Annotated in this window: 14 protein-coding genes and 1 pseudogene; 12 read left to right on the top strand and 3 right to left on the bottom strand. The window is 71.9% G+C overall.

Annotated features, from left to right (window positions below; all coding sequences use genetic code 11):
* Window positions 1-64: 64 nt before the first annotated feature.
* The 3 genes and pseudogenes from JNW91_RS31690 to menC all read left to right on the top strand — a co-directional run.
* Window positions 65-313, top strand: a pseudogene (locus JNW91_RS31690) (M20 family peptidase); the annotation flags it as partial.
* Window positions 314-432: 119 nt separating this feature from the next.
* Window positions 433-1,323 carry a GNAT family N-acetyltransferase gene (locus JNW91_RS02370; RefSeq protein ID WP_238424218.1) on the top strand — a complete coding sequence of 297 codons (891 nt, stop codon included), beginning with the start codon at window positions 433-435 and terminating at the stop codon, window positions 1,321-1,323.
* A complete protein-coding gene (gene menC, locus JNW91_RS02365) occupies window positions 1,320-2,426 on the top strand; it encodes an o-succinylbenzoate synthase (protein ID WP_203173298.1) in 1,107 nt (368 codons plus the stop codon). Before JNW91_RS02370 ends, menC begins: the two co-directional genes overlap by 4 nt.
* A 27-nt stretch (window positions 2,427-2,453) precedes the next feature.
* Here menC and JNW91_RS02360 read toward each other — a convergent pair whose 3' ends face one another.
* Window positions 2,454-2,672, bottom strand: coding sequence for a hypothetical protein (locus JNW91_RS02360; RefSeq protein ID WP_203173297.1), 219 nt, complete (start codon window positions 2,670-2,672; stop codon window positions 2,454-2,456).
* Window positions 2,673-2,842: 170 nt separating this feature from the next.
* Here JNW91_RS02360 and JNW91_RS02355 point away from each other — a divergent pair, with 170 nt between their 5' ends.
* The 6 genes from JNW91_RS02355 (at window position 2,843) to katG (ending at window position 9,741) form a co-directional block, all read left to right on the top strand.
* Window positions 2,843-4,066, top strand: a complete 1,224-nt coding sequence (locus tag JNW91_RS02355; RefSeq protein ID WP_203173296.1) for a sensor histidine kinase — start codon at window positions 2,843-2,845, stop codon at window positions 4,064-4,066.
* Window positions 4,054-4,710, top strand: coding sequence for a response regulator transcription factor (locus JNW91_RS02350; RefSeq protein WP_203173295.1), 657 nt, complete (start codon window positions 4,054-4,056; stop codon window positions 4,708-4,710). The genes JNW91_RS02355 and JNW91_RS02350 overlap by 13 nt, the downstream gene beginning before the upstream one ends.
* Window positions 4,711-5,196: 486 nt before the next feature.
* Entirely contained in the window at window positions 5,197-6,336 is a 1,140-nt protein-coding gene (locus JNW91_RS02345; protein WP_238424217.1) for a zinc-dependent alcohol dehydrogenase, read from the top strand.
* Between the two features lie 19 nt (window positions 6,337-6,355).
* Window positions 6,356-6,931: a hypothetical protein gene (locus tag JNW91_RS02340; RefSeq protein ID WP_203173293.1), complete on the top strand. Its 576-nt coding sequence runs from the start codon at window positions 6,356-6,358 to the stop codon at window positions 6,929-6,931.
* Window positions 6,932-7,012: 81 nt separating this feature from the next.
* A complete protein-coding gene (locus tag JNW91_RS02335) occupies window positions 7,013-7,468 on the top strand; it encodes a Fur family transcriptional regulator (RefSeq protein ID WP_203173292.1) in 456 nt (151 codons plus the stop codon).
* Entirely contained in the window at window positions 7,465-9,741 is a 2,277-nt protein-coding gene (gene katG, locus JNW91_RS02330; protein ID WP_203173291.1) for a catalase/peroxidase HPI, read from the top strand. Before JNW91_RS02335 ends, katG begins: the two co-directional genes overlap by 4 nt.
* Window positions 9,742-9,837: 96 nt before the next feature.
* Here katG and JNW91_RS02325 read toward each other — a convergent pair whose 3' ends face one another.
* On the bottom strand, window positions 9,838-10,776 hold the full coding sequence (locus JNW91_RS02325; protein ID WP_203173290.1) for an SMP-30/gluconolactonase/LRE family protein: 939 nt from the start codon (window positions 10,774-10,776) through the stop codon (window positions 9,838-9,840).
* A 255-nt stretch (window positions 10,777-11,031) separates the two neighbouring features.
* On the opposite strand from JNW91_RS02325, the gene JNW91_RS02320 reads away from it, so the two are divergent.
* Window positions 11,032-11,607, top strand: coding sequence for a hypothetical protein (locus JNW91_RS02320; RefSeq protein ID WP_203173289.1), 576 nt, complete (start codon window positions 11,032-11,034; stop codon window positions 11,605-11,607).
* A gap of 104 nt (window positions 11,608-11,711) precedes the next feature.
* Here the strand turns inward: JNW91_RS02320 and JNW91_RS02315 are convergent, their stop codons facing one another.
* Complete coding sequence (locus JNW91_RS02315; RefSeq protein WP_238424216.1) at window positions 11,712-12,986, bottom strand: PepSY-associated TM helix domain-containing protein; 1,275 nt, start codon at window positions 12,984-12,986, stop codon at window positions 11,712-11,714.
* Between the two features lie 363 nt (window positions 12,987-13,349).
* Here JNW91_RS02315 and JNW91_RS02310 point away from each other — a divergent pair, with 363 nt between their 5' ends.
* Together JNW91_RS02310 and JNW91_RS33005 are read left to right on the top strand one after the other, a co-directional pair.
* Window positions 13,350-13,925, top strand: coding sequence for a sigma-70 family RNA polymerase sigma factor (locus JNW91_RS02310; protein ID WP_203173314.1), 576 nt, complete (start codon window positions 13,350-13,352; stop codon window positions 13,923-13,925).
* A gap of 159 nt (window positions 13,926-14,084) precedes the next feature.
* Window positions 14,085-14,219: a hypothetical protein gene (locus JNW91_RS33005; RefSeq protein ID WP_255544930.1), complete on the top strand. Its 135-nt coding sequence runs from the start codon at window positions 14,085-14,087 to the stop codon at window positions 14,217-14,219.
* Window positions 14,220-14,279 lie beyond the last annotated feature (60 nt).

Below are 14,279 nucleotides of genomic sequence, written 5' to 3'. Positions count from 1 at the left end.
CGCGGAGATCGCCGTGGACGTCCGGGTCCGCGACCTGGCCGAGCAGCAGCGGGTGGACGTCGCCATGCGGGCGTTGTCCCCCGGTGCTGCGCGCGCCCGACTCACCCTCGACGGCGGGCCGAACCGACCGCCGCTGGAGGCCAGCGCGTCCGCCGCCCTCTACGCCCACGCCGTCGCGGTGGCGGGCCGCCTCGGTCTGCCCGCCCCGCCCCAGGCCGCGGTGGGTGGCGCCTCGGACGGGAACTTCACCGCCGGCGTCGGCACGCCCACACTGGACGGTCTCGGCGCGGTGGGCGGCGGCGCGCACGCCGAGAGCGAGCATGTCGTGGTGTCCGAACTGCCGGGGCGGGCCGCGCTGGTCGCCGCGCTGATGGTCGACCTGCTCGCCGACGACCGTCCGGCACACGTCACGTACGCGAAACCGGTGCCGGCATGAGCGACCGGATCGGCGTGCTGACCCACGCCGAGGAGGCCGCCGCGGGGGCGGACGCCGCCGCCCGCGCCGCCGGCGTCCGCATCCGGGTGCTGGCTGGCCTGGACGAGCTGCTGCGGGTCGATCAGCTCTTCGCGGCGATCTGGCGGCCGGACCCGGGCAACCCGCTCATCACCGGCGAGCTGCTGCGGGCCCTCAGCAAGGCCGGCAACTACGTGGCCGGGGCCTTCGACGACACCGGCATGGTCGGCGCGTGCGTCGGGTTCTTCGGCCCACCGGCCCGGCGGGAACTGCACAGCCACATCGCCGGCGTCGCGCCCGCCGCGCTGGGCCGCAGCGTGGGCTGGGCGATGAAGCTGCATCAGCGCGCCTGGTGCCTGCGGCACGGCGTCGACGCGGTCACCTGGACCTTCGATCCGCTCGTCAGCCGCAACGCGTACTTCAACGTGGTGAAGCTCGGCGGCGTCCCCGTGCAGTACCTCACGAACTTCTACGGCGGCATGCGCGACGACGTCAACGGCGGCGACGACACCGATCGGCTGTTGCTGCGCTGGGAGCTCTCCGCGCCGCAGGTGCGGCAGGCCGCCCGGGGTTCGGTACGTCGCTGGGACGCCGCCGCCCTGCGCCGCGCCGGCGCCGTGATCGGCCTGGACCGCACGCCGCAGGGGGAACCGCTGCCCGGACGCGTCGACGGCGACACGATTCTGCTGGCCGTACCGTCGGACATCCAGGCGCTGCGGCGCACCGACCCGGCCTGCGCCCGGCGCTGGCGCCGGGCGATGCGCGAGGCGATGGGTCCGCTGCTCGCCGACGGCGTCACCGTGCAGGGCTTCGACCGCGCGGGGTGGTACGTCCTCACCCGCGCCAACGCCGAAAGGGAACAGCGATGAAACTCGCCGGCATCGAGCTACGTCGGGTCCGGATGCCGCTGGTGGCGCCGTTCCGGACGTCGTTCGGTACGCAGACCGACCGTGACGTGCTCCTGCTGCGTGCCGTCACCGACGAGGCCGAGGGCTGGGGTGAGTGTGTCGCGATGGACGACCCGCTCTACTCCAGCGAATACGTCGAGGCCGTCGCGGACGTGCTACGGCGCTTTCTCGTGCCGGCGTTGGCCGCGCACGCACCCGCCGACGCGACGGCGGTCGCCCCGGCGCTGCACCCGTTCAAGGGCCACCGGATGGCCAAGGCGGCCCTGGAGACCGCGATCCTCGACGCCGAACTGCGGGCCGCCGGCCGCCCGCTGTCCCGTGAGCTGGGCGCGGTCCACGACCGGGTGCCCTGCGGTGTGTCGGTCGGCATCATGGACTCGCGGGCCAAGCTGCTGGACACGGTGGACGGCTACCTGTCGGAGGGCTACGTCCGGATCAAGTTGAAGATCGAGCCGGGCTGGGACCTCGCACCGGTCCGCGCGGTCCGCGAGCGCTTCGGTGACGACGTGCTGCTCCAGGTCGACGCCAACACGGCGTACACCCGGGCGGACGCGGACCTGCTGGCCGCCCTCGACCCGTTCGATCTGCTGCTGATCGAGCAACCCCTCGACGAGGAGGACATCGTGGGTCACGCGGACCTCTCCGCGCGGGTGCGTACCCCGATCTGCCTGGACGAGTCGATCACCTCGGCCCGGGCGGCGGCGGACGCGATCCGTCTCGGCGCGTGTCGCATCGTGAACATCAAACCGGGCCGGGTGGGCGGTTATCTGGAGGCCCGCCGCATCCATGACCTCTGTGCGGCCCACGGTGTGCCGGTCTGGTGCGGAGGGATGCTGGAGACCGGCCTCGGTCGTGCGGCGAACGTGGCGCTGGCGGCGCTGCCGGGCTTCACGCTGCCCGGTGACACGTCGGCCTCGAGCCGGTACTTCCGCACCGACCTGACCGAGCCGTTCGTCCTGGACGAGGGGCACCTCGCGGTGCCGACCGGGCCGGGCATCGGGGTCGATCCGCTGCCGGAGGTGCTGGCCGAGATCACGACCAGCATCGAGTGGCTGCCGCTCTGACCGGTACGTCGGGCCCCACGGCAGCGGTCACCGGTTTCGGCGGTGGTGGACGATCAGCGCCACCGCGCACAGCACCGCCACCAGGCCGAACGCGGAGCCGATCCACGGGTTGTCCACCGCGGTCGACAGCACCGCGTTGACCGCGGCGCTGACGAAGAGCACCAGCCACAGCAGCGGGCGGAGCAGGCCGCCGGGTCTGCTCGGCGTGACGGCCGGTGCCTCGGCGATGCGGTACGGATCAGTCATGGCTGTCTCCCTCGGTGGGTGTTCGACGACACCATCGACGCTAGGCCGGGGTGTGCGGCGCAGGCGATCCCACCAGCTCGACGATCGGTGGTACAGCAGGCTGTACTTTCCGCGGCGGGCGCCGTCGGCGGGGCGGGCGGTGGCCTATGTTGGCGCTGGAGGTGGGGTGGATGGCGTACGTCTCGAAACGGCTGCGCGCCGTGGTCGACGCCATCGAGCACCTCGTCGGCGGCCTGGGCACCGCCGTGCTGGCGTTGGGCGCGCTGCTCTGGACGTTGATCGTGGGGGTGGCCTGCCTGGCCGGGGTGGGGCTGCGGGCGGCGCCCGGCGCGCTGCGGGCGGTGCGTTCGGTGGCCGACCGCGAGCGCGCCCGACTGTCCCGATGGGGCACGCCGATCCCCGCTCCGGGGCCGGTGCCGGCCGGACTGCGGGCGGCGGTACGCGACCCGTTCGTCCGCCGGGAACTCGGCTGGGTCACGCTGCACTCGGTCACCGGCCTGGCGTCCGGACTGGTCGGCCTCGCGCTTCCGCTCTACGCCCTGCAGGACATCACGTTTCCGCTGTGGTACCGGCTGGTCCCACCCGAGTTGGGTGCACCGGGCATCGGCTGGTGGCGCATCGACGGGTTGTCCGAGGCGCTCGTGGTCGGGTTGCTCGGGTTGGGCTGGCTGGCCGCGGTCGGGTTCACCCCGGCCCTGGCCCGCTTGCAGTCCTGGCCGGGCCGGCGGCTGCTGCCCCCGCCGCCGGGGGTCGACCTGTCGCTGCGGGTCGCCGCGCTGACGGCCACCCGGGCCGCGGCGTTGGACGCGCACGCGGTGGAGTTGCGCCGGATCGAGCGTTCCCTGCACGACGGCACCCAGAACCGGCTGGTCGCGGTCAACGTGCTGCTCGGCGCCGCGCGGCGGGCAGTACGGCGCGACCCGGAGCGTGCCGACGAGATCCTCGGGCAGGCCCAGGACGCGGCGGAACAGGCGCTCGGTGAACTGCGTACGGTGGTGCGCGGGATCCTGCCGCCGGTACTGGACGACCGGGGCCTCGCCGGTGCGCTGGCGGGCCTGGCCGGAAGTTGCGCGGTGCCCTGCCGGTTGGCGGTCGACGTGGCCGTGCGCTGTGCGGCCTCGGTCGAGGCCACCGCGTACTTCGTGGTGGCCGAGGCGCTGACCAACGTGGTCCGGCACAGCGGCGCGAGTCAGGTGGCCGTCGCCGTGCGCCGCGAGCGCGGCCGGTTGCTGGTGACCGTCGAGGACGACGGGCGCGGCGACGCCGACGAGGCACGCGGCTCCGGGCTGACCGGCATCCGTCGACGGGTGGAGGCCTACGACGGCCGGATGACGCTGACCAGCCCATCGGGGGGACCGACGAGGATGCACGTGGAGCTGCCATGCGGATCGTGATCGCCGAGGACGACCCGCTGCTGCGCGAGGGACTGGCGCTGCTGCTGCGGGCGGAGGAACTGGACGTGGTCGCCACGGCGGGCACGCCGGGCGAGTTCCTGGCCGCAATCGACGAGCACGCGCCGGACGTCGCGATCGTGGACGTGCGGATGCCACCGACCCACACCGACGAGGGCATCGTGGCCGCGGTGGAGGCCCGACGGCGCCAGCCCGGCCTCGCCGTGCTGGTCCTGTCGGCGTACGTGGAGCAGGCGTTCGCCACCGAGCTGTTCTCGGTCGGCGCCGTCGGGCTCGGTTACCTGTTGAAGGAACGGGTGGGACGGGTCGAGGAGTTCCTCGCCGCGCTGCGCCGCGTGGCGGACGGCGGCAGCGTGATCGACCCGGAGGTGGTGGCGCAGTTGCTCGCCCGCAACCGACGGCCGGACACGGCGCTGAGCGAGCTGTCGCCGCGCGAGCGCGAGGTGCTGGGGCTGATGGCCGAGGGGCTGGGCAACACCGCGATCGCCGAGCGGCTGTTCGTCACCGACGGCGCGGTGCACAAGCACATCCGCAGCATCTTCGCGAAGCTGCGACTTCCGCCGGACGACCGCGCCGACCGCCGGGTCACCGCGGTGCTGCGCTACCTGGACGGCGACCAGCGGTAGCCCCTGCTGTACCCGGGCCTGACGGCCACGGTGTGGCCCGTGCGGCGGCCGCTCCGGATCCCGCCGATCGACGACAGCGGCCTGAAGGAGGGGGGCCTCCGCCCGCGCGAACTGCAGACAAACTGCAAACGCCAACCCTTGCGTTCAGGAAAACCGCTTTCCTACGATTGCGTCACGTCGATGTCTCATTATTCGGCCGGGCGAATGAATTCGAGCGACGCCACGAGTGACGTGCCACTTCCGCGCGTCGGCGAGTTCGAGACGTACGCCAGCTAGCGGAGTCGGGCGTGCGGCCCTGACCGGCGGAGTCCGCTGCTCAGGGCCGCACCTCTGCCCTATGTGGTCACGGGGCCTGCCCGGGGCTCGCACACGCGACTCGGCCGCCGGTTTGCCCCCGGAACGCGGGGGTAGGGACATCAGTGCTTCGGGCGGTGCCGGGGCGGCTTGTCCGGCAGCACGCTGGTCCAGGAGGCGACAATGCGAGCGATGGTCTACCGCGGTCCGTACCGGTTGCGGGTGGAGGAGAAGGACCGCCCCACCATCGAGCACCCCAACGATGCGATCGTGCGGGTGACGCGCGCGGCGATCTGCGGATCCGACCTGCACCTCTACCACGGGATGATGCCCGACACCCGGGTCGGCATGACCTTCGGTCACGAGTTCATCGGCGTGGTCGACGAGGTCGGGTCGTCGGTGCGGAACGTCAAGCCCGGTGACCGGGTGATGGTCCCCTTCAACGTGTACTGCGGGTCGTGCTTCTTCTGCGCCCGAGGGCTGTTCAGCAACTGTCACAACGTCAACCCCAACGCCACCGCCGTGGGCGGCATCTACGGCTACTCGCACACCTGCGGCGGCTACGACGGCGGCCAGGCCGAGTTCGTCCGCGTACCGTTCGCCGACGTCGGCCCCAGCCCCATTCCCGACTGGATGGACGACGACGACGCCGTGTTGCTCACCGACGCGCTCGCCACCGGCTACTTCGGCGCACAGCTCGGCGACATCGTCGAGGGTGACGTGGTCGTGGTCTTCGGTGCCGGCCCGGTGGGTCTGTTCGCCGCCAAGTCGGCCTGGCTGATGGGCGCCGGCCGGGTCATCGTCATCGACCACCTCGACTACCGGCTGGAGAAGGCGGCGTCGTTCGCCCACGCCGAGACCTACAACTTCGCCGAGTACGACGACATCGTCGTACAGATGAAGAAGATCACCGACCACCTGGGCGCGGACGTGGCCATCGACGCCGTCGGCGCCGAGGCCGACGGCAACTTCCTCCAGCACGTCACCGCCGCGAAGCTGAAGCTGCAGGGCGGCTCCCCGGTCGCCCTCAACTGGGCGATCGACTCGGTACGCAAGGGCGGCACGGTCTCGGTCATGGGCGCGTACGGACCGATGTTCAGCGCCGTCAAGTTCGGCGACGCGCTGAACAAGGGCCTGACCCTGCGGATGAACCAGTGCCCGGTGAAGCGGCAGTGGCCGCGCCTGTTCGAGCACATCCGCAACGGCCACCTCAAGCCCAGCGACATCGTGACCCACCGGATCCCGCTGGAACACATCGCCGAGGCGTACCACATCTTCTCCGCCAAGCTCGACGGCTGCATCAAGCCGATCATCGTCCCGAACGCCGCCTGACCCGACCGGGAGCTCAGCCATGCCCTACACGCCGGACAAGCCGAAGCTGGCCGAATCCACCGACGAGCTGCGGGCTCGTATCCCCGGGTGGGGCGTCGACCTCGACCCCAGGGACCGCCCCGCGGTGCCGAGGGAGCGGTTCGACCCGAGCCTGAACGGCGCGCACTGGGAGTTCCCGGAGCGGCAGCCCGAGAAGTGGCCGCGGGAGATGTCGATCGAGCACAAGTTTCTCACCCCGGTCTTCGGCACGTCGTGCCCGCCCAGAGGGCTCTCCGGGATGATCCGCCGGTACTCCTACCGCACGTACAGCGAGGGCCGGGCGGCGCACTGGCTGCTCCTGCTCGCCGCCGACCGGGTGGACGCGGTCGAGGGCACCCTGCTGTCGTTCCTGACCCGCCACCCCGACAACCCGCTCACCGAGACCGGCGTCCTGAGCGAGTTCACCCACCACGGACTCTCGTCACGGCTGCGCGGCAAGCGTGTGGACCGGGTGCACCACCTGATCGACCCGGTCATCGTCGCGGCACCGTGGGTGCTGGCCGGAGGCGTCGCGTACCTGGCTGTCCGACGGGTCGTTCGGAGCAGGAAGGGCTGATCCGGACACCAGCCCAAAAAAGAGCGGACCAAGGTCCCGCAAAATTTGATCCATTCCAAAAGAGTGGACTATGTTCAGCACATGAGGTCGGGCTTCGAGGCGCAGCTGCGAGCCGTCTCGTTGCGCGTCACCAGGCCGCGACTGGCGGTGCTCGCCGCGCTGCGGGACCATCCGCACGTCGACACCGACACCGTGATCCGACTGGTCCGCGCCGACCATCCCACGGTCTCGCACCAGGCGGTGTACGACGTCCTGCGCGCGCTCACCGACGCGGGTCTGGTGCGGCGCATCCAGCCGGCCGGCGCCACCGCCCGCTACGAAGCGCGGGTGGCGGACAACCACCACCACATCGTGTGCCGCTCCTGCGGCGTGATCGCCGACATCGACTGCGCGGTCGGCGACGCCCCCTGTCTCACCGCTTCGGTCGATCACGGCTTCGTGATCGACGAAGCGGAGGTCGTCTTCTGGGGCGTCTGCCCCGACTGCGCGACCGAACGCACCGCCCAGCGATCCGCCAGTTCGGAAGGAAGTACATGAGCGACACCCAGGACAACGGCCCCACCAGTGCGCAGGGTGTGGACCGGAAGGAAGCGGCCGGCTGCCCGGTCGCGCACGACTCGGTGACCGCGCACGGCAGCGAGAGCGAGAACCCGGCGATCGACTCGCCGACCCCGAAGACCGGCGGTCGTCCGCGCACCAACCGGGACTGGTGGCCCAACCAGCTCGACCTCTCGGTGTTGCACGCCCACTCGTCCAAGGGCAACCCGTTGGGGGAGGACTTCAGCTACGCCCGGGAGTTCGCCAAGCTCGACGTCGAGGCCCTCAAGCGCGACATCGTCGAGGTGCTCACCACCTCGCAGGACTGGTGGCCGGCGGACTTCGGCCACTACGGCGGTCTGATGATCCGGATGAGCTGGCACGCCGCCGGCACCTACCGGATCGAGGACGGCCGCGGAGGGGCCGGCGACGGCGGTCAGCGTTTCGCTCCGCTCAACAGTTGGCCGGACAACGCCAACCTCGACAAGGCCCGCCGACTGCTGTGGCCGGTCAAGCAGAAGTACGGCCAGAAGATCTCCTGGGCGGACCTGCTCGTGCTCGCCGGCAACGTCGCCCTGGAGTCGATGGGCTTCAAGACCTTCGGCTTCGGCTTCGGTCGTGAGGACGTGTGGGAGCCCGAGGAGATCTTCTGGGGTCCGGAGGACACCTGGCTCGGTGACGAGCGTTACGCCTCCGAGAAGGAGATGGCGGCCGGCGTCGGGTCGACCGAGATGGGCCTGATCTACGTCAACCCGGAGGGCCCCCGCGGCAACGCGGACCCGGCCGCGGCCGCGCACTTCATCCGCGAGACCTTCGGCCGGATGGCGATGAACGACGAGGAGACGGTCGCCCTCATCGCCGGCGGTCACACCTTCGGCAAGACCCACGGCGCCGCCGTCGCCGACAACCACGTGGGTCCGGAGCCCGAGGGCGCCCCGCTGGAGGCGCAGGGCCTGGGCTGGCTGAACACCCACGGCAGCGGCAAGGGACCGGACACGATCACCAGCGGGCTCGAGGTGACGTGGACCGACGTGCCGACGCAGTGGAGCAACCGCTTCTTCGAGATTCTCTTCGGGTTCGAGTGGGAGCTGACCACCAGCCCCGGCGGTGCCAAGCAGTGGGTCGCCAAGGACGCGCCGGAGATCATCCCGGACCCGTTCGACCCGTCGAAGAAGTACAAGCCGACGATGCTCACGACCGACCTGTCGCTGCGTGTCGACCCGGCGTACGAGAAGATCTCGCGCCGCTTCCTGGAGAACCCCGACCAGTTCGCGTTGGCCTTCGCCAAGGCCTGGTACAAGCTGCTGCACCGCGACATGGGCCCGATCGAGCGTTTCCTCGGGCCGTGGGTTGCCGAGCCGCAGCTGTGGCAGGACCCGGTGCCGGCCGTCGACCACGAGCTCGTGGGTGACGCCGACATCGCCGCGCTCAAGGCGAAGGTCCTCCAGTCCGGTCTCACGACCGCCCAGCTGGTCTCCACCGCCTGGGCGTCCGCCGCGAGCTTCCGCCACACCGACAAGCGCGGCGGCGCCAACGGCGCGCGGATCCGCCTGGAGCCGCAGCGCAGCTGGGAGGTCAACGAGCCCGAGCAGCTCGCGACCGTCCTGACCGCTGTCGAGGGCATCCAGCGGGAGTTCAACTCCGCGGGTGGGGCGAAGATCTCGCTCGCCGACCTGATCGTGCTGGCCGGTTCGGCCGCCGTCGAGAAGGCGGCGCGTGACGCCGGCGTCGAGGTGACCGTGCCGTTCCGGCCGGGCCGCACCGACGCCACCCAGGAGCAGACCGACGTCGAGTCGTTCCGGGTCCTCGAGCCGCGCGCCGACGGTTTCCGCAACTACCTGCGTCCGGGTGAGAAGACCCAGCCGGAGGTGCTGCTGGTCGACCGTGCCTACATGCTGAACCTGACCGCGCCGGAGATGACCGTCCTCATCGGCGGTCTGCGGTCCCTCGGGGCCAACTCCGGCGGCGTGCAGCACGGCGTGCTCACCGACCGGCCCGGCGTGCTCACCAACGACTTCTTCGCGAACCTGCTCTCCCCGGGCACCCGGTGGAGTGCGTCGAAGTCCGACGAGCACGTGTACGAGATCCGTGACCTGTCCACCGACGAGGTGAAGTGGACCGCCACCGCGGTCGACCTCATCTTCGGCTCCAACTCCCAGCTGCGGGCCCTGGCGGAGGTCTACGCCAGCCAGGACGCGCGCGACAAGTTCGTGGCCGACTTCGTCACGGCCTGGACCAAGGTCATGGAACTCGACCGGTTCGATCTCGCCTGACGGACACACCTGACGAGCCCCGGTCGATCCACGAGGATCGGCCGGGGCTCGTCGGCGTTCACGTCCAGCTGCGGCCGGCGGTACCCGGTCGGTCGCTCAGCGGGCGCGGACCGCGACGGCCGAGTAGGGCGTGGTCGGGGTCGCGGGCGTCGAGAAGCGGGCGTTGGGCAGGTACAGGCGGCCCAGCGCCCTGGCGACGGTGGTCGGCACGTCGAAGTTCTGGTCGGTGATGGTGCCGGTGACCGTTCCGGCGGTGCCGGCCTGGTTCAGCCTGACCACCGCGACCTGGTTGAGGCTGTTCTGTACGACGTACAGGGTGCGGCCGAGCAGCAGCAGGCCGTCGCCGTTGGTGAAGGTGTAGCCGGGCACGTCCACGACGGTGGTGGCACCGGTCGCCGGGTCGACCCGGAACAGCGTCCCGGTGTTGGACTGGACGACGATCAACGCCCTGCCGTCCGGCGTGGTGACGATGCCGTTGAGGTTGACGCCGGTGCCGACCTGCTCGTACGCGCCGGTCAGCGCGATGGTGGTGAAACCGTCGGCGGGCGGCAGCGCGCCGCCGCGGCCGAGTGGCAGCCGGTAGAGCACCGGTCGGTGGGAGTCGGTGAAGTACGCGGCGTCGCGGGTCAGGATGACGTCGTTGACGAACGTCGGGGTGGTGGCGAACTGGTAGCGGGCCAGCACCTCGCCGGTGCGGGAGTCGAGCACACGGGCGTCGCCGGCCGTGCCGCCGGCGACGAACAGCCGACCGCGCGGGTCGACCTTCAGCCCGAGCGACGGAGTGCCGATGGGCGCGCCGATCGTCGCGCCCCGGCCGGTCAGCAGGTCGACCCGGTAGATGGCGCCGGTGGCGCGGGAGCCGAAGTACGCGTACCGGCCGGCGGTGGCGATGCCCTCGGGCTGGAACCCGTCGGGCAGGGCGATGACGGTGGGCGGTCGACCCCCGCTGTGTGCCTGCGCTGGCGCGGCGGCGAGGGTGGTGAGGAGGGTGGCGCTCAACACGACGCCGAGGGTTGTCCGGACAGGACGGTTCACTGTGCTCCTTCCGGGCGGGCAGGGAACGCGCCCGCCACGATCACTGGGGCCAGGACCTTCCCCACTGTACGACCGGTGTCGGGGGTGCGCTGTTACTGTGCCGCTCGGTACAGCCAGTCGGTACGGGGGAGAACGACGTTGGACTGCTCGACATGCGGCACCCGCCTCGACCATCCAGGTCAGGGACACAGCTGCGACAGTGCTCCGGTTGCCGAGGGGACCCCGTTGCGCTGGCACGCGTCGTTGGGTGCGCTGGTGGCTCTCGCCGCTCTGTTCGCGGTCCTGTCGCTGGTGCGGGCGGCGAGCGCGGCCGACCTGGTCAAGGTGCCGGGTCGGCAGGTCGTCAGTGTCCTGTCGGTGGTCGTACCCCTGGCCCTGTTCGTGGCCTTCGTGGTGTGGTCGAACCTCGCGAAGGGCCTCGTCGAGGCACACGGGGGCACTGTCGCGTTGGTGCGGAACTGGGCGGTCGCCGTGAGTTCGCTCGTCCTCTTCCTGTCGTACCTCCTGCCGATGAAGACTCCGGTGGCCTTCCACGTCGTACGGGCAACCGCCGCGATCCTGCTCGTCATCGGTGCGCTGGCCATGAGTGTCAGGCTTCAACGCAGGCTCACCGGACCGGCGGCGCCGAACACCGCAGCTCACCCCGGTGCCGCCGCCACACCGGCCGGCAGCCGGGCGATCGCCGGCTCGGTGGGCCCGAGAAGCGTGTCGGTCACCGGGCTGATGCCGCCCGCCGAGCCGCAGCCGGAGGACTGGAACGCCGCCCTCTGGGACCCGGAGGTCCAGGTGGACATCGAGCGGAGGCGCCGGCACCGCCAGCCGCGCACCTGACCACCCGGGAGCGTCCGTGATCCGTCGTCATCCGGCTGTCGGGGTGGTCCGCCGGGCCCGCCAGACCCCGGCGACGAGGTCGATGATGAGGAAGGCCAGCAGGGTCACGCCGAGGACGGGTAGTGCCCAGCCGACGGCGACGGCGACGGGTACGCCGAGGACGAGGCCCCAGGCGGGCACCTGCCGCCACGCCCCCCCGCTCGGGTGCGGCGCCGACCGGGGGCGCGCCGGCCGGCGCGGGTCGGGCGGCGTAGCCACCACATGCGGTAGCCCCAGAGGATCACGCAGAGCAGGCCGAGGGCGAGGGCGGCGAGCAGGATCTGGTTGACGGGCCCGAACAGCAGTCCCATGTGGGCCTGGACACCGAGGCCACTGAGCTGTGCCAACAGCGGCCAGGATGCGAAGTCGCTGCGGGCGGTCACGGTACCGGCGGCGGGGTCGACGGCGACGCTGTCCTTGCGAACCGGCCAGGTGTTGTCCACCTGCGCGACGGTCCACGCTGATCGGGCGTCGGCGGCGGGCGTGATCTCGACCGGACCGTCCAGGCCCGTGCCGCGGGCGATGGCAAGGACACGGTCGACGGCGGCGGGGTCGATCGCGGTGGCGTGCCCGGTGTTCCCGCCGCCGTGGTGGCCGGATTCCCCGGAGGGTGCGGCCGTATCCGGCAGGGTCGTGGACACCTCGGGGGTACGGGAGTCGAGGGCGTCCAGACCCGCGCCGAAGTTCTCGCCGGCGTGACGGGACCAGGTCAGCCCCGTCGCGGAGAGCAGGAGCAGCCCGACCGCCAGCCACAGCCCGGTCGCCGCGTGCCAGCCACGGGTGCGCCGTACACCCCGACGGGCCGCGAAATCCGGGCCGAACAGCCGGCGTACTCGACCGGCGGCGGTGCGCTGTCGACGCCACCACAGGACGATCCCGCCGAGCACGAGGACCCACAACCAGCTCGCGGCGGCCTCCGAGTAGTAGCGGCCGACGACGCCGAGGTGCAGGTTGCGGTGCAGATCGTCCAGCCAGGTGGTGACCGGCGTCGACCCGAACCAGGTCGTCAGCGTCCCCTTCACGGCACCGGTGTACGGGTCGACGTAGACGGTGTGCTGCCGATCCGCGGGGTCGCCGACGTCGAACACCACCCGGGTCGTCACGTCCCCGTCTCCGGGTGCGACGGACGCGAGCGTCCCCTCGGGGTGGGCCGTCCGGGCCGCGGTGACCTGCTCGGCCAGCGGACGCGCCGTCTCGCTGACCGAGTCGACGGTGAGCTGCTCGCCGTAGACGATCCGGTCCAGTTGGGGCGTGACCGTGTAGGCCAGGCCGGTCAGCGCGGCCACCACGAGGAACGGGGCGACCAGGATCCCGGCGTAGAAGTGGATACGCAGCAGCAAACCGCCCCACCCCGTGCGCGCCACCGCCGCCGGGACCGGAGCCGGAGTGGCGGGAGGAGTGGACTCGGGCGTCTCAACCGTGGACGTCATGCGGTATCCGATCGACTCGAAGCGCGGGGCTGTCGGAAGCGGTGGTCGGACGGCGGGCGGCGTCGTTCCCCGGCCCGGGCCGGGGAACCAGGAAATCAGCCGAACGGTGGACGTCCGGGAACTTTTCCGCGCTGGCTCACGACAACCAGAGTGCGCGGCTGATCGGCGGCGTTTCGACCACGGCATCGCGGACTGAGGACGTGACCTGATGACGGGTTCCCCGCTCGCGCGTGCGGGCACCGCCCTAGGCGCCTCGCGCTGGAGTGGCCGGTGCTGAACGGCGCCGCCGACGACGAACAGGTGACCCGGTGGGCGCGGGAGGCCGGGCGGGGTGACCGGCAGGCAGCCGCCGCGTTCGTGCGGGCGCTACAGGGCCAGGTCTGGCGGTTCCTGTCGCACCTCGCCGGCCCGGGCGAGGCCGACGACCTGACGCAGGAGACGTTCCTGCGCGCGTTTCGTGGCCTGCCCCGCTTCGCCGGCCGCTCCTCGGCCCGGACGTGGGTGTTCAGCATCGCCCGACGGGTCGCCGTGGACCACGTCCGCGCCGCGGTGGCCCGGCCGAGGCTGGCGTCGGTGCCGGACTGGCAGGCGGCGGCCGAGGCCGCGGGTGCGGTCGACGCCGGCGCCGACGACAGCGTGACCCTGCACCAGTTGATCGCCGGCCTGAGCCGGGAACGTCGCGAGGCGTTCGTCGCCACCCAGGTGCTCGGACTGTCCTACGTCGAGGCGGCGGACGTGTGCCAGTGCCCGGTCGGCACGATCCGCTCCCGTGTCGCCCGGGCTCGCGAGGATCTCGCGGCGGCCTGGCGGGCCGAGGGTCCGCCGACCCGCGAGCGGCGGACCGGCTGAGGACCCGAGCGGGCCGTGGGCTCGTCGGTGTGGCTCTACGATCACGCCGGTGAAATCAGAACCGATCACCGTCCCCGGCGTGGCCGGCCCCGTCGTCGTCACCACCAACGCCTTCTGGGGCCATCCTGCCGTCACCGTCGGCGGAGTGCCGGCCTCGCGGTGAACCTGGCCGTCGCCCGGACCCGGCTCCCGTCCGTCGGCAAGGCGTTGGTCATGGTCGGCGTCGGTGTCGTCGCGTACCTCGTCTGGCTCGCCATCGCGGTCGCGGTACGCGGTGCGGTCAGCGGGAGTTGACGGTGCTGCCCCTCCGGCGGCCAGCACGATGCGGCTGGCCGCCGGAGGGGTGGGCACGCG

Origin of the sequence: Micromonospora parastrephiae (genome assembly GCF_016802865.1) — a bacterium.
Taxonomy (GTDB): Bacteria; Actinomycetota; Actinomycetes; order Mycobacteriales; family Micromonosporaceae; genus Micromonospora; species Micromonospora parastrephiae.
Note: the sequence above shows the minus strand (reverse complement) of the source record. Positions and strands in the feature narration are given on the sequence as shown.

Coding starts and splice junctions, on each gene's coding strand:
- JNW91_RS02360 (WP_203173297.1), bottom strand. CDS start 2,672: ATGACTGATCCGTACCGCATCGCCGAGGCACCGGCCGTCACGCCGAGC.
- JNW91_RS02350 (WP_203173295.1), top strand. CDS start 4,054: ATGCGGATCGTGATCGCCGAGGACGACCCGCTGCTGCGCGAGGGACTG.
- menC (WP_203173298.1), top strand. CDS start 1,320: ATGAAACTCGCCGGCATCGAGCTACGTCGGGTCCGGATGCCGCTGGTG.
- JNW91_RS02370 (WP_238424218.1), top strand. CDS start 433: ATGAGCGACCGGATCGGCGTGCTGACCCACGCCGAGGAGGCCGCCGCG.
- JNW91_RS02345 (WP_238424217.1), top strand. CDS start 5,197: ATGGTCTACCGCGGTCCGTACCGGTTGCGGGTGGAGGAGAAGGACCGC.
- katG (WP_203173291.1), top strand. CDS start 7,465: ATGAGCGACACCCAGGACAACGGCCCCACCAGTGCGCAGGGTGTGGAC.
- JNW91_RS02340 (WP_203173293.1), top strand. CDS start 6,356: ATGCCCTACACGCCGGACAAGCCGAAGCTGGCCGAATCCACCGACGAG.
- JNW91_RS02335 (WP_203173292.1), top strand. CDS start 7,013: ATGAGGTCGGGCTTCGAGGCGCAGCTGCGAGCCGTCTCGTTGCGCGTC.
- JNW91_RS02355 (WP_203173296.1), top strand. CDS start 2,843: ATGGCGTACGTCTCGAAACGGCTGCGCGCCGTGGTCGACGCCATCGAG.